This window comes from Paenibacillus sp. GYB003 (assembly GCF_036577625.1).
Classification (GTDB): domain Bacteria; phylum Bacillota; class Bacilli; order Paenibacillales; family NBRC-103111; genus Paenibacillus_AB.
In genome coordinates, this window is sequence record NZ_JARBDC010000072.1 from 1 (window position 1) to 15,673 (window position 15,673).

At 61.1% G+C, this 15,673-nt stretch carries 7 protein-coding genes; 1 reads left to right on the forward strand and 6 read right to left on the reverse strand.

From position 1 onward, the window contains the following. Nucleotides 1-1,395: 1,395 nt before the first annotated feature. From PV407_RS23545 to PV407_RS23565, 5 genes are all read right to left on the reverse strand, one after another. Nucleotides 1,396-3,372: a glycoside hydrolase family 15 protein gene (locus PV407_RS23545; RefSeq protein WP_332092452.1), complete on the reverse strand. Its 1,977-nt coding sequence runs from the start codon at nucleotides 3,370-3,372 to the stop codon at nucleotides 1,396-1,398. A 1,482-nt stretch (nucleotides 3,373-4,854) separates the two neighbouring features. Beyond that, entirely contained in the window at nucleotides 4,855-5,112 is a 258-nt protein-coding gene (locus PV407_RS23550) for a hypothetical protein (RefSeq protein ID WP_332092453.1), read from the reverse strand. A 354-nt stretch (nucleotides 5,113-5,466) separates the two neighbouring features. Further along, nucleotides 5,467-7,878 (reverse strand): sugar phosphate nucleotidyltransferase, encoded by a 2,412-nt coding sequence (locus PV407_RS23555; RefSeq protein WP_332092454.1) that lies wholly within the window; start codon nucleotides 7,876-7,878, stop codon nucleotides 5,467-5,469. Nucleotides 7,879-7,967: 89 nt separating this feature from the next. Beyond that, entirely contained in the window at nucleotides 7,968-10,892 is a 2,925-nt protein-coding gene (locus PV407_RS23560; protein ID WP_332092455.1) for a 1,4-alpha-glucan branching protein domain-containing protein, read from the reverse strand. A 55-nt stretch (nucleotides 10,893-10,947) separates the two neighbouring features. Then, nucleotides 10,948-11,445 (reverse strand): DUF4912 domain-containing protein, encoded by a 498-nt coding sequence (locus PV407_RS23565; RefSeq protein WP_332092456.1) that lies wholly within the window; start codon nucleotides 11,443-11,445, stop codon nucleotides 10,948-10,950. Nucleotides 11,446-11,698: 253 nt separating this feature from the next. Here PV407_RS23565 and PV407_RS23570 point away from each other — a divergent pair, with 253 nt between their 5' ends. Beyond that, entirely contained in the window at nucleotides 11,699-13,966 is a 2,268-nt protein-coding gene (locus PV407_RS23570) for a helix-turn-helix domain-containing protein (RefSeq protein WP_332092457.1), read from the forward strand. 59 nt (nucleotides 13,967-14,025) lie between these two features. On the opposite strand, the gene PV407_RS23575 is transcribed toward PV407_RS23570, so the two are convergent. Further along, complete coding sequence (locus tag PV407_RS23575; protein WP_332092458.1) at nucleotides 14,026-15,639, reverse strand: extracellular solute-binding protein; 1,614 nt, start codon at nucleotides 15,637-15,639, stop codon at nucleotides 14,026-14,028. Nucleotides 15,640-15,673: the final 34 nt, after the last annotated feature.

The window sequence follows — 15,673 nt, forward strand, 5'->3', positions numbered from 1 at the left end:
CTTTGCTGATTTGTAATACTTGCTCCTGTGTGAATTTCAATGAGGAGTGCCCCTTTCCCGCCTAGACTTGGCTACTTCCTTATTAACCAAGTTTCCAGAATTTGAAAAGGGGTACCTAAGTAGTAACACTAAATTTTACTATTTGGGAACGACATTTGCCTATTTGCTCGCCATTTCGATCGTTTCGGGCATTAACAAACGGTATTTCACTATTACTGAACTTAGGGACATTAATAGTGAACAAACATTCGGTAATCGCTCGTTTTCGAGTATTTCGAGCCAAATAGCGCAACGAGGTTAAGTAATTAAGGAAATTTCGTTCGTTAATTAGTTTCGGCAGCATAAGGTACGTCTTCGGCTAATGGACTTTTCGCGCGCGCGTTCGACTTCCACAATCGCGTCTCGTTGCGTCGTAAGCTTTCCGCCTTAGCAGGCATAGGCGCAATTTAGCGAGCACCTCCCTTGCAGGGAGGTGGGCCGTAGGGAAGGGGCGGTTTTGTAACCGCCTCATCCCTCGGCTCCTCCATCCTCGCCTATCCGCCAAATCTCGCTTGCCGCCGGCTTCCGGCTCCCGGCTTCGGCCACTCGTTTACGGCTCCGCTTCTCTGCCTGTCTTGCTCATCGGGTCTCGCGGTCGTTCGCCTGTACTCTCGTTAGCTCCCGATCGCTCCTCTGCCTCCCTTCGGCCAACCTGCTTGCGCTCGCTCCTCCGTCTTGCCTTGCTCACTACGTCTCGCTACCGTTCGCTCCTACTCTCGTTGCTCGTTCACTCTCCGCAGTATCGCACTCGCTTCGGCCGATCTCCTTCGCTCTTCTCCGTCCGCCCTCGCCTCGGCCGACACCTTTGCTCCTTTGTCTCCCTTCGGCCAACCTGCTTGCGCTCGCTCCTCCGTCTTGCCTTGCTCACTACGTCTCGCTACCGTTCGCTCATACTCTCGTTGCTCGTTCACTCTCCGCAGTATCGCACTCGCTTCGGCCGACTCTCCTTCGCTCTTCTCCGTCCGCCCTCGCCTCGGCCGACACCTTTGCTCCTTTGTCTCCCTTCGGCCAACCTGCTTGCGCTCGCTCCTCCGTCTTGCCTTGCTCACTACGTCTCGCTACCGTTCGCTCATACTCTCGTTGCTCGTTCACTCTCCGCAGTATCGCACTCGCTTCGGCCGACTCTCCTTCGCTCTTCTCCGTCCGTCCTCGCCTCGGCCGACTCGCTTGCGCCCCGCTTCTCCTTCCACCTTGCCTCAACCGACTCGCCTATGCTCCGTCCCTCTCCAACTTCGCCTCCTTCGCTGCCTACGTCACGCTTTGGCCGACTCGCTTACATCCGACTCGGCCGTCTTCCCCCTCCCCAATGCTTGCAAACCTCCCTCCGCTTCCGTTCGCCTCGCCCGCCGCGTCGGATTAGCCGCAGCCGTCTCGCTGCAGAAGCTCCTTCGCCTTGTTCAAATATTTGACGACGGCGAGCACGAACGTGGCGTGCGACCAGGTGAGCGGCGCGACGGACAGCGGGCTGCCGTCGAACGGATCGAGCTGCTCGGACAGCAGGCCCGACTCCAAAGCGTGCCCGGTCACCCACTCCAGCGTCCGGCGCGGCGCGGCCAAATCGTCCATCGACTGGGCGCATTCGATTTCCCATTCGGCCATCCACAGCGTGCAAATGATCCACGGATTGCCGGGGACGCGTTCGATATCTTGCGACCGCTGAAAGTAATAATCGTTTTTGTAACGCGCGATGCCGCCTACGTCCGTCCGAACCGTCAGCTGCTCCTTGAGGCTGCGCATCGTGCTGACGACGCGCGCATCGCTTGCCGGAAGGACGCCGAACTCGAAAATGCCGTAAACGCTGCTTTCCGGCGTCATATCTTTCGCCCACGTGCCGTCCTGCCGGAACAGCCCGCGAGCGAACGTTCCGCTCTCTTCGTCCCACAAATGCCGGATAATGCCCGAACGGACGGAGGCGGCTGCTTGCCTGTACCGCTCGCTCCGCTCCCGGTCGCCGAACAGTCCGCAAAAATCGGCGGCCGCCTTCAGCCCGCCGTACACCGCCGAAGCGGTAAACGTATAAATCCCGTACCGCTCCTCCCACAAATCGTAGCTCGGCTTCGGCAAACCGAGCTCCTCGTCGATATAGCCGCGCATGAACTTGGCCGCCTTGCGGATCAGGCTCCCGTACAGCGATTGGCAAAGCTCGATATTGCCGGACGCGCGGTACATTTGCCATAGCGAAAACAGCACGAGCGCCGTCTCGTCCTCCTGAATCGGCAGCTGCGCCTGCCCGTTCGCGATGAACGGATGCCAACTCGAGCCGACCGTACCGTCCGGATTGTATTTATGATGCAAGTAGCCTTCGGATGCGATCGCCTCGGCGCAAAACCGGTAAAACGGAACAACCGTCTCATGATAGCCCGCCATGGACATCGCATACGCGATCAAAGCGCCGTCGCGCGGCCACATGTAGCTGTAATGATCGCGGTTATAGTGCAAAATGTCGGTATCGTTCGCCGCGATAATCGCCCCGCGCGCATCGGTTTGCGTTCGGACGACAAGCAGGCTTTGTCTGAACATCGCGGCGACCCGCTCGGGGAGATCGGCGAAATCGCGCTCCGTCTTGTTCGACCATCGCTGCCAATAAATTTGCACGCGATCCAGCAGCTTGCCCGGGTCGTTCTCGCGCACGTATCGGTCGAGCCGCTTCGCCTCTTCGAGCGAATCCGCCACGGACAGCCAATAATAGCACGGCTCCGCCGCGTTCGCGCCGACACGCAAGCGAAAGCCGACCGTGCTGTCGACCGATCCTTGCGCGATCGAATTGCCCATCAGGTGGCCGTCCTCGGCGTCCCTCCACGTCCCTTCGGCCAAGTGGAACCGTTTGACGCCCATCGCGTACTGGACGATCCCTTCCCCGCCGGCCAGCCCGTTCGCCATAAAGTACCGGTTTTTCTTATAATGAAATACCGTCCCGTTCTCCGGATAAAAAGCGGCCGTATCGCCGACCTCCGTTTCGTTGATCGAGAAATCCTGCGTGAAAAAAATCCGGATGTCCCGTTCCCGATCCGTCCGGTTGACAAGGCGAATCCGTTTGATGTAAATATTGTCCCTTTGATGGACGCCGTCGTTGATGTCCAGCCGCAAACCGAGCTCGTCATGTTCGGCGGATACTTGCGTGACGAGGGAATCCGGCACGTAGCCGGGCGTCCAGCGCCAGCCGTCGTCGCCGAGCCAGACGAAAACGCCGTCCGCCCATACGCCGATCCGGCACGGATAGCCGCCTACGTGGTTAAGCTGTCCGACGTACGGATAATACAAATCGCGAATGCGCGTATACCGGTCCAAATTGATAAGCATCGTGCCGTTGCCGATTGCGTAATGGCGGGGCATCTCGTGACGGTCACCCTTTCTGGTTGCGGGAATTAGGACCCCCTCCCCGTCCGCGGGAGCCGCGGCGGAAAGGGGGCTCGATATCGTTGAGCGTGCCGGAACCGGCACCGAAGCGTACGGCGAGCCCGCGGGATCGGCAGCAATCGGAGGCGGCGCGTGAACGCTTAACGGAGCGACGGTTTAACAGAGCGATGGTTTAACAGAGACGGTTTAACAGAGACGGTTTAACAGAGACGGTTTAACAGAGACGGTTTGCAGAGACGGTTTGCAGAGACGGTTTGCAGAGACGGTTTGCAGAGACGGTTTGCAGAGACGGTTTGCAGAGACGGTTTGCAGAGACGGTTTGCAGAGACGGTTTGCAGAGACGGTTTACAAAGACGGTTTAACTGAGCAGCCCGATTTGGCCGTAGTCGGATAGGGAGGCAACCGAGCGGCGGCCCGACAAAGCAGCATGACATGCATCGGGCAAAAACCGAAACGCCGCGCGACAGAGCGGAAACTCGTTAGAGCGGCGCAGTCCGACGGAATAGCGGTGCGACAAACCAGCGGTTCCGCCGCTAGGGACGGCTTGTTACGGCGTTATCCGACGAGCCCTGTTTGATAAAATAGCCCCGCTCGATCGAGCGAGCGGCAGCCGACGGGACGGCGGCGGATGGCCGCCTGCGCCACGGCCGACGGCACGGCCCAAGCGTAACCGACGAGGGGGCGGTCGACTTGGTTTATAGCTGCAGAATGGGCTAGAGACACCGGGTACGGTATACTTTGCACACAGTGCTCCTTCGTATCATGAAAAGGTCGCCGGTCATTAATGAACTTCATTTTACTAATAAGGGAATCGCATTTGCTTATTCGCCCGCCAATTAGAAGGTTTCGAGCATTACGAAACGATACTTCACTATTACTGAACTTAGGGACATTAATAGTGAACGATCGTTCGGTAATCGCTCGTATTCGTGCATTTCGGGCCAATTAGCGCAATGAAGTTCACTAATTAAGAAGGTTTTATTCGTTAATGAATTCGGCTCCACGTACGCTCGGCCTAAACGGACTTTTCGCACGAGTGCGTTTCGACTTACGCTAATCGCGTCATGCTGCGACGTAAGCCGACCGCTTGCCCCACGCCGTTTGCAGACGGGACTGCACTATTAGCGATGCCCCCCGCCCCGCCCCGCCTCGCCTTACCTCACCTAAACTATACCTTCCCCATCCGCAACTCACTTAACCTCGCCTAACCTCGCCTAACCTCGCCTAACCTCACCTAACTTACCTTACCTTACCTTACCTTACCTTACCTCACCCCTCCGCACCCTCACCTCACCTCACTTAACCTCACTTAACCTCAATTAACCTCACCCATCCTCACCTCATCCTCACCTCATCCTCACCTCATCCTCACCTCGCCTCACCCATCCTCACCTCGCCTCACTCCTCCTCACCTCACCTCGCCTACCCTCTCCTCGCACCTCTAGCCTTGCCCGCCCCCTAGTCTCGCTCGTTCCGGGATCCGTTCGCCGCCCTGACGTAAGGCGGCATGTCGGCCGCATGCCGCGCGGTGAGACGGCTCGTCATCCGTACGAAGCAGTCGTACTTGTTGCTGGCAGCGCCGAGGACGGCATATTCTTCCCGCGACACCGGATAAACCCGGATTTCGCCCGTGGCGAAATGCGCGATCATGCACGACCGTTCCGCATCGTACTCGACGTAACCGATTTGCTTCGATTCGATCGGAATTACATTCATGCCGGTTCCTCCCTGCTGTCCGCATCCAAGATATGCCCCCCCCGCATCCCGCACACGGATACGCTGGGCATAGCGGAACCGTTGTTCCGCTAATCGCCGGTAACCGGACGATTTTCGAAAAGAACGGAACAAGCCTTTGTTCCGTTAAATCGCCCGTATCGTTCCAAACCGGCCGAATATTCGCCAAAAACGGACCGATAGCGGAATTCGAGTTCCGCTATCGGCCGTGTTCGATCGCATACCGCTCCTCGCCCCCCGCTAAGAGACTGGGGGGCGCCGCCGCGCCGCCGCACCGCCGCACTGCCTCGCAACCGTGCGGCGCGCCGACGCGTCAAAGCACCCCCCGGCCCGCGGCTATCCGAAGTGGCGGGTCAGCTCCCGCCTATACCTCTCGGCCAGCTCGACCGCCGCCTCCTCGCGCTCCCCGTGGGCGATCAGCGTGAAGCGGGGCTCGCCCGTATCGGGCAGCAGCAGCACCCAGCCCGCCCCCGATTCGTCGTACACTTTGATGCCGTCGAGCAAATCGGCCTGCCGGTTCCGCACCTGCTCCGTCAGCAGCCGCATCAGCCGCCCCTTCTCGTCCCACGGCACTTCCACGTACGTGCTGTGCAGCGAGAAGCTCGGCATGAACTGCAGCAGCTGCGAGACGCTCATCCCGCTCCCGAGCATGTTGCGCGCCAGCAAGCCGACGCCGAACAGCGCATCGTGGACCGGATGGAACGGATGGGCGGCCGACGCCTCAAGTACGGCCCGCGGGCTGCGCTTCGTGCGGACGACGCGGCAGCCGAGCGCTTCCGCCGCCGAATCGAGAAACGTCGGGGCGCTCAGCGGCACGCCGACCGTCCGGTCGCGGCAGCACCGGAAGTACGACAAGTAGAGCAGGACGTCGGCCTTTTCCTCGGGAACCGGCATGCCGTTCTCGGCGTAAAGGCGCAGCAGCTCGCCCGCGCTGTCGAAACGGGCGCCGAAATCGGCGCCGCTGTCGGCGACGGCCGCTCCGAAGCCGGCGTCGGATACGCCCGGCTCGACGTGGACGATTTTCCAGCGGAAAGCGCCGGCTACCGTTCCGATCAAACGGCGAACGGTCGGATTCGCGGCCGAAACGGCTACGACGAGCGGCTTGCTCCCGCCGCCGCCGAGCTCGGCGATCAGCTTTTTGCCGTACGCTTCCGTCAAGCCCTCCGCCGTGCAAATGTCCGGAATGCCGCTTACATCCATACGCGAATAATCTTCGAGCGCGAGCGCGTTGTCGACTTTCCGCTCGTCGCTTTTGCCGATCGGCAAGCCGGCGGCGTCGATGCACTCGATCCGGCACAGGACGCGCCCGCCGACTTCGGCGCTGCTTACGTGGATGCCGCCGCCGGCGCCGAGCGCCTTGACGCCGAAGCGCGCAGCCGCGGGCAGGCTGTCGCCGGCGTCGGTAACGCAGGCGCCGACCGCCTGCAGCGCCGGCATGAGCACCGAGCGGATAAGGCGGGAGAAGCCGTCGGCGGACGAGCTGACCGCGATCCGTTTGCCCTTCGCGAGGCTCGCGCCGTAAGCGCCGGCAAATTTCGCCGCGAAATCCGGCGTCACCTCCTCGTTCGCATAGCCGTACACCGCTCCGTCGGAAAAGAGCGGCTTTCTCGCGCTTTCGCCCCAAATGACCGAATCGCTTTGCACCGCATGCTCGCGCACCCGTTTATGAGGCCATAGTTTGACGCGGGGGAGGACGTGGGCTTTCGGACCGATCGTGCAGTGGCTGCCGATGACGGCCTCGTCCGCGATGACCGTTTCCGGATGGCAGCGAATGCGGCTGCACAGCGTAGCCCCCGATATTTCGCTCCGTTCGCCGATTCGGTTATGATCCCACATGATCGTTTGGCGGAGCGTGCTGCCGCACCCGATCCGGTTTCCCGAGCCGAGCACGGTGTAGGCGCCGATCTGCGCGCTCTCCTCGATGACGGTGCCCCGGCCGATGTATACCGGTCCGTCCCACCCGGCGCACCCGGAAGGAAGCATGACGCCGTCCTCGACGTAAACGCCGGGATACAGCTCCCTGCCTTTGAACGCCGCCTTCACTTTGCCGTCCAGCATGTCGAAGTGGGCTTGCCGGTACTGCTCCATATTGCCGATATCCGACCAGTAGCCTTCGCTGACGCAGCCGTACAGCCGCTCTCCCCGTTTCATCAGGAGCGGAAACAAATCGTTGCTAAAATCCTGCTCCTTGCCTTCCGCGACCCCTTGCAGCGCCTCGGGCTCCAGCACGTAAATGCCGGTGTTGACCGTGTCGCTGAACACTTCGCTCCAGTCCGGCTTTTCCAAAAACCGGACGATTCTCCCTTCCTCGTCCGTCATGACGACCCCGTATTCGAGCGGACGCCGCACCCGCGTCAGCACGATCGTCGCGAGCGCCTCCTTGCTCTCATGGAACCGGATCGCCGTTTCCAGGTCGAAGTCGGTCAAAGCGTCGCCGCTGATGACGACGAACCGTTCGTCGAGAAAGGCGGCGGCGTTTTTCACGCTGCCGGCCGTCCCGAGCGGCGCGTCCTCCTCGAAATAGTGCAGCTCGACGCCGAAATCGCGGCCGTCTCCGAAATGATTGCGGATCACTTCCGGCATAAATTGCGTCGTGACGCCGATTTGCGTTATGCCGTACGTTTTCAACAAGTCGATAATGTATTCCATGCACGGACGGCCGAGCAGCGGAACCATCGGTTTCGGAAGCTGGCAAGTCAGCGGGCGCAGCCTCGTTCCTTTACCGCCTGCCATGATGATTGCCTTCAATCGTGTCCCCCCTGTGTAGGTTCGATCCAAAGTTTTTAGGTCAGTCTATGTCTATATTTCGCAGCTCCCGCCGCGTCGATATGCGGAAGCTAAACCGTCCCCATAGCCTCCGCCCCGCTTGAAACCTCCGGGACTTCGGCGTCCGGGCGGCGAGTTCCGTGCGACCCGCCGAGCAGCGTGTCGTAAATGTCCCGGACCCGCTCCGCGATGGCGGCCGGGGCGTAATCCGCGAGCAGTTTCCCATAGGCTCGATCCGCCATTTCGCGGCCGCGGGCGGGATCGAGCAGCTGCTCGGTAATGTGCCAGGCGAGCGATTCGGCATGGCCCGGCAGCGCCTTGTAGCCGTCGTGCCCGTGCTCGACCAGCTCGGCGAGCCCGCCCGTATCCGAGACGACGAGCGGCGTTCGCGACGCCATCGCCTCCAGCGCCACGATGCCGAACGGTTCGTACAGGCTCGGAAACGCACAGACGTCGGCGGTCCGGTACAGCCGCGCTTTTGTCCCGTCGTCGACGAATCCGGGGAACGAGACGCGATGCCCGATGCCGAGCTCCGCGGCTTGGCGCTCCAGCGTCTCCCGCATCGGACCGGCTCCGACGACGACGAGCCGCGCCTCCGGCACGCGGGCCAGGACCGACGGCATCGCCGCCAGCAGCACCTGCACGCCTTTCTCGTAGACGAGGCGGCCGACGAACAGCACGACGCGATCGTTCGACCCTCCCCGCGCCTCCGCGCCGTCGTCCATAAGCGGCTCCTCTTCCGCCGGAATGCGGATCCCGTTCGGCACGACGTCGACTTTCGCCTCCGGCAGCCCGAACAGGCGGACGACTTCGTCCTTCATGGGCTTGCTGCAGACGAACACCCGGGCCGCCTCGTACGTCAGCTTCCATTCCAGTCCGTGAATGCGGCTGGACAGCTCGCCGTCCAGCTTCCCCTGCCGTCTGCCCGACTCCGTGGCGTGAATCGTCGCGACGAGCGGCAGCCCGTAGCTGTGCTTCAGCTCCCGCGCGGCGTGAAACACCATCCAGTCGTGCGCGTGCAGCAGATCGACGCGCCCGCCGCGCTCCTTCCAGCCGACGACGAAGTCGACCATCGCCAAATTCATTTCGAACGTCCAGTGGTAAAACTCGGTATCGCCCGAGCAGAGCACGGGCAGCCGGTGCACGTGGACGCCACCCCGGATTTCGTAATCGGGAGCGCCCTCGACCGCGGTCGTCACGACGTGCACCGCCGTCTCTCCCCGCGCCGCCAGCGCTTCGGCCAAGTCGGCCACGGCGCGCGACAGGCCGCCCACGTATTTCGGCGGATATTCCCAGGCGAGCATGAACACGTTCGGTTTGTCGCGGACGTTCTCCGCGCGCGGATCGGGCCATGGCGCCGCCGCAAGCGCCGGAACGTAATCGGCGAAATCGATGTCGGGAAAGCAGTTATGCCGGTGCTCCAGACTTTCGAGAACCGGGACGTCGATCCGGCCGGCCTCGATCATGCCGCACAAACGGTCGAACGCACCGAGATGCTCCTTCGTCCGGCGGACGGCGTAATCGACGACCGTGCGGCTGTCCATGATGAACGCCCAGTCGCTGCTTTGCGCCAGCATAAGCTCCCGCGCCGCCTGGTTCAACGCCCGCCGCATCGACCGCTCCGGCTCCCGCCCGGCATGCCGCGCGGCAAGCCGGATCATCCGCTCCTCGGCCTGATGCAGGTGGCGGTACAGCCAGTCGTTCGCGGGCTGCAGCCATACTTCCGACGAATGGCTGCGGCCCCAGCTCGACGCGTTGATACGGCCGGTATCCGCGACCGGGTATTGCCGCAAATATTCGCTCGGCGTCACCATTTTGACCGTATGCTGATCGTAGTACGCTTTGCGGCACAGCATGTCGACCCAGATCGGCCCTTCGTACCACCAATGCCCGAACAGCTCCGCGTCGTAAGGCGACACGATCAGCGGCAGCCGGTCGAGCCGGCCGTTCCAGGCGCTCGCCTGCTTGCCCCGGCACTCCAAAAAATGGTCGGCCTGCTCGGCCGCCGCTTTCCGCGCCCATTCGGGATTGTACGGCTCGCGGTGACGGCCGGCCCCCGTAATCCGGTAATATTTGATTCCCGTATTGATCCGCTCGTGCGTCGGCAGCACGTACGGCCGTATATACTCCCACTCCTCGGCGTCGTCCCAACCGAGATCCCAGCCGATATCCCGGTAATATTCCCGGTAATCGTAATGGCCCGGATAGCCGTCCGTCGCGCTCCACACTTGCTCGGACGATTCCGGATCGCGCGGGAACGCCGTCACGCCGTATGGCGTCATAAGCGGAGCGAGCAGCTTGCGGTTCGGCGCGGGCGACGCGTATTCGACGGCCGTCGAGTCGCTGACGAAGTAGTCGATCCCCTCCATTTTCAGCAGCCGGTCGATTCCCGGCGCATACGCGCACTCCGGCAGCCATATTCCTTTCGGGCTCCGGCCGAAATGCCGCTCGTAATCGCGGATGCCGGTGCGGATTTGCGCCCGGATCGCCTCCTCCGTCTTCATCAGCGGCAAATAGCCGTGCGTCGCCGCCGACGTCATAATTTCCAGCGCGCCCGCGTCCTGCAGCTTTCGGAAAGCCGCGACGACGTTTCGCCCGCAGCTCTCGTACTTCGCTTTCAGCGCGCGGAACCGCTCCGCGTACATGGCCGCGAGCGGGCGCAATCGCTCGTCGCGCTTCAGCCGCGCCGTTTCCTTGTCGGCCAGCCCGATCAGCCGGTCGAGATGATCGGCGCAGCGGGTCTGCATCAGCGGATCGGAGCACAGCGACAGCAGCGTCGGGGTCATCGACAGCGTCACGCGGAAATCGACCCCGTCGCGGACGAGGTTGTCGAACACGTCGAGCAGCGGCAAATACGTCTCCGTCATCGCCTCGTAAAACCACCGCTCCTCCATCACGTCATCCCGTTCGGCATGACGGACGTAAGGCAAATGGGCGTGCAAAATCAACGCCAAATACCCTTTCCATTCAGGCTTCGTTTTCCACCTTCGGCGCATGGAACCCCCCGGTACGTTTTCTCTTATGGCGGCATCCGGTGCGGACGCCCAAAGCTTACAATCGGTAAGACGCGAAATGTTCCAAGCCGTCCGGAGGAATGTAACGCGTCGGACGGGGAACGGAAGCTTCGGCGGCGACGCTGGCGAGCGGAGCCCCGTAGCTTGCGGGACGGTCTCTCGGTGTCTGCACGACGTTGGCGCGAACGAAAGGGACGAACTGCCTTTCCCACGTATACCCCCCGAGATCGGCGGTGTAGGCCCGGTCGGCTTCCAGCCCGGTGATGTACCAATTGTCGGCTTCGGGCGTGAGCGGATAGTCGATCGTCCGGTTCGCGTTATGACCGTTAAAGAGGAGATGCGTCACGTCGTAAAGACGGAGCGCTTTCGGCAATTGCCCGTAGTCGCATTCGAAATGCTGCGAGGCGAGCCATTTTTTGCGGTCGGAAATTTCCCAGTACGCATAAAGCGTGTGCGCGTCCCGCGCGAGCAGGCGCAGCATATCTTTGCGGTACGCGCCGGGCGGTTCGTAGCTTTCCGGCACAAGCTGCTGCAAACGGATCCCCCTTTCGCGATTGTGATACTTTTAACCATACGAGAGGTCTACCCGATTTATGACTAACCCACAAATTCAATTTGGGGAGTCAGAGATCGGGAAGGATTCGAAGCCCCCCGTCCCGGAAGCGCCTCTTAACGATCTCTTTACACCGGTTCGCCGTTTTTTCGGTTCTCCGTCCGCGCCATTTGCGGTACAATATATACGTTCGCACAGATAAAGCGCTTTCTTGCAGGCAAAGGGGTCCCCGCCATTGGCACGCATACCGTTCAACTTCCAATCGCTGTTCGTGAAAAGCATGATCAGCTTCGTGGCGATTATCGTTCTTCTCGCCTCGTTCAACATTTTGTCGTTCGCCTTCTTCAAAACGACAATCGAGCGGGAAATCATCCATAACAACCGGCTGTCGCTCGTCAACGCGGCGGATCGGTACGAGAAGCATTTGGCCATCGTCAAAACGCTGCTGTTCAAGCTGTACCAGGACGAAAACGTCGTCTCCTTCGGCAGGCAGCTCGCCGCCAAAGACGGCTCCGGCGTCAACTATTTGAAGCCGGCCGAAATCCGGGACCAGCTCCGGCGCGACGTCAACAACCCGTTTCTGTACCTGGACAACATCCTCGTCTTTTACAACTCGGCTTCGTACGCGGTCGACAAAAACGGCACCGGGGACGCCGACCGGTTGTTTTCGCTGTTTTACGCCGGAGAGCCTTACGACATCCGCTATTGGCAGCGGCAGTTCGCCCTGCCGTATACGTCCGAGCTGCACCCGAGCCGCCCGTTCGCCATCGTCTCTTCGGATACGCAGAGCAAGCGGCTGCTGCCGATGACGGTCAAGCTGCCCGGCTACAACCATCTCGTCATCGGGTTGCTGGACGCGGAGCGGCTGTACGAATCGTTTTACAGCAAAGACGGTTCGGACTTCGCCATCGTCCATCCGAACGGGCGGGCGCTGTTCGACTCCGCCGACCCGCAGTCATCCGGCAAACGAATCGTACCGGACGGCGCTCCGGAGTTCGTCGCGAGCGATAACGTGTACACGTTTTACGAAAAAAGCGCGGAAACCGGCCTGACTTATACGACATCGGTTCCGTACGCCAGCATCGCCGCGCAAATCGACAGGCTGAGATGGACGCTCGCCGCCTTGTCCGTCTTGTCGATCGCCATCGCCGCGGCCGCTTCGGTCGTGTTCAGCCGCAAAATCGACGCCCCGGTCAAACGGATCATCGATTCGCTGAGACAGCGCAGCCCGGAAGTCGTTCGCAGCGGCATTTACGAATTCAAGCTCATTAACGAAATTTCCCGGGAGCTCATCCGGGAACGCAACGACATCCACGACGATTTGCAAACCAAGACGTCGCTGCTGACCGATTTCGGCTATTTGAGCAAATTGAAAAAAATCGCGACGGGCTCCGGCGAATGGAAGGAGCCGATCGACCGGCCGGAGCCGTTCCGCGTCGTGCTGTTTCAGTTCCGGTTCCGGAACGCGATGCTGCAGGCCGCCGGCGTGAGTGCGGACGGACTGGTCTATGCCGCGCGCGAATGCGTCGACCTGACGATGTCGGGGACGTTCGAGCATTCCCGCACGCTGCTGACGGACGGCAGCCAGCTCGTGTCGGTCGTTTACGGCGAGGCGGCGGACGGCGAGCTGGGGCGGGCGCTCGGCAAGCTGAAAACGATTTTCGACCGGGACCGCGACCATTATCTCGTGACGGCGTCGGTCAGCTCGTCGTTTCCCGCCGGCTCCGATTTCAACAAGGCGTACATGCAGGCGATGGATCGGCTGAAGCAGGAGAAGCTGCTCGGCGACATGCAGCTGCTTTGGGAGGACGTCCCGCCGCAAAGCCATTTCGTGTTTACGGCCGAGCAGGAGCAGGAGTTTTACGTCAACATGCGGGAAGGGAACGGGGCGGCGTGCGGCCAGCTGCTGTTCCGGATGCTCGAGCAGATGCGCAAAAAAGAAGCGTTCCGCTCCCAGTTCCGCATCTTCGCCTTGAGCGCCGCCGCCAAAATCGTCAAAATCGCGGAAATGGCGAAGGTCGACCCGAGCCGGACGGAACGGCTGAACGCCATGCTGGGCGAGCTGGAGGAATGTTGGACGTTCGACGATTACGTTCGGTTTTTCGACCGGTTCGTCCCGCCGGCCGCCGAAGCCGTCAGAAGGAAGCGCGAGGAGAAAGACCCGGTCGTCGAATTTTTCGCGCACTATTTGGAGTCGCATTACGCCGAGGATTTGTCGCTCGATACCGTCGCCGACCGGATGAACATGTCGAGCAACTATTTGTCCGCCTATATCAAGGAGAAGACGGGCACGAACTTCAGCGATCATCTGAACGGCATACGCATTCGCGAGGCGAAGGACATGCTCGTCCGCACGTCGCTCAGCATTCAGGAAATCGGCGAAAAAATCGGCTACCGCAACGTCACGTCGTTTATCCGCATGTTCAAAAAAATAACCGGCCTCACTCCCGGCGACTACCGCAAACGGTCGGCGCTCGGCAGCGAAGCCGGACTCCAGGCGTGATGCCGGCGCGGAACGTCCGCTATATTCAGGCAGCCCTTCCTAATCGGCAAACGAAAAGCTTATTTGCTTCGCAAATAAGCCTGAAACGCTTCGTTGTATTGGTTCATGTAGCTTTGCAGCCCGATCATGTTCAAATGCCCGATATATTTGTCCCAGTCCGCAAACGGCACTTCGCCGGTAATGAACTTCGCCTGCATGTCCTGGACGTACTTCGTCACTTCCGTGCCGAGACCGCCCGGACTGAAATTGAACGCCGGCCATATTTCTTTCACCGCGTACGGCTTCACCTTCTCCGCGGCGTCGAGCGATTCCGGCAAGCTTTCCGAGCCTTTGAACAGCGGAGACCGCACGTAGCCGGGATAGCTGCCGCCGAGCCAGGTGACGTAAGGGGTCAGCGCCTGCTCCATCGTCAGCCCGTCCGGGCTCGACGTAATCGGCTTCAAGTAGCGCAGCTCCCCGTCTTCGGTTTCCTCGTACGTAACGGACGGAACGCCCATGAAAAACAGCTTGCTTCCTTCGTCCCCGAACAAATGGTCGATCCATCGGAGCGTCGCTTCCGGGTATTTGTTTTTGCTCGTGATCGCAAACGCGCCGGGATGGACGAGCGGCGCCTTCACGTGGGAGTACAGCCGGTCGCCGTGCGGGCCTTGCAGCGCGGGGGCGCCGACATAGCCGGTCTGCTTCATCAGCGTAAACGGGTTCGGCATCACCGTCGCGCCGTATACGCCTTGCGTCCCTTTCGCGTAAAACTCGCTGCTGCCGATCGTGAAGACGTCTTTCTCGATCAATCCTTCGGCATACAGCTTATGGATATATTCGAGCAATTCCTTGTAGGCCGGATCGGCGGGAATGAACCGGAGCCGTCCCGCTTGTTCGTCCCAATCGACGTTCGTATTGGCCAAGCCGCGGTTGCCGAGCCCCCACGCCCCCTTCAGCTGGTGAATGAGCACGTTAATGCCGATGCTGCCGTACGGAATTTCGTCGGCGACGCCGTTGCCGTTCGGGTCGCGCTCCTTGACCGCCTTCAAGTACGCGTACAGCTCGTCCGTCGTCTGCGGCTCGGGCATGCCGAGCGCGTCCAGCCATTTTTTGTTGATCCACAGCGGCGTCCCGATCAGCATCGACAAAAAATCCGGATCGTAATAGGACGGGATCGAATAAATGCGGCCGTCCGGCATCGTGAGCGAGTTGCGCAAGTCCGGATGGCGGTCCAGCAGCCGTTTGATGTTCGGCGCATGCGCGTCGATCATCCCGTCGAGCGCGATCAGCACGCCGTCCTTGCCGTATTTCATCAGCTCGGCCGGGGTGAGACGGGCGGCGTAAAAGGCGTCCGGGTAGTCGCCCGTCGCCAGCGCCAGCTTTCTCGCTTCTCCCATGCTTTCGAACGGTACGAGCCGAAACCGGACGTTCATATTCGTCATCTCGGCGTACCGTTTCCAGACGAGCACCTCGTTCCAATCGGAGGCGTTCGTCGCCGATTTCCCGGCCAGAAACGTCAGCTCGACGGGCCTGCTCATAATCGGCATCCCTTGCGGCAGCAGGGAAGGCGGCTCCCCGGCCGGAACCGCGCCGTCCGTACGCTTCCCGCCGAACCAAACGAGGGCGCCCGCCAGCACAAGCAGCAGGACCGCCCCCGCGGCCAGCCGGCCCCGGTATTTGTTCGTTGCGGCCATCCGTCGGCCCCGCCTCCTTCCCGTATGCGTTCCC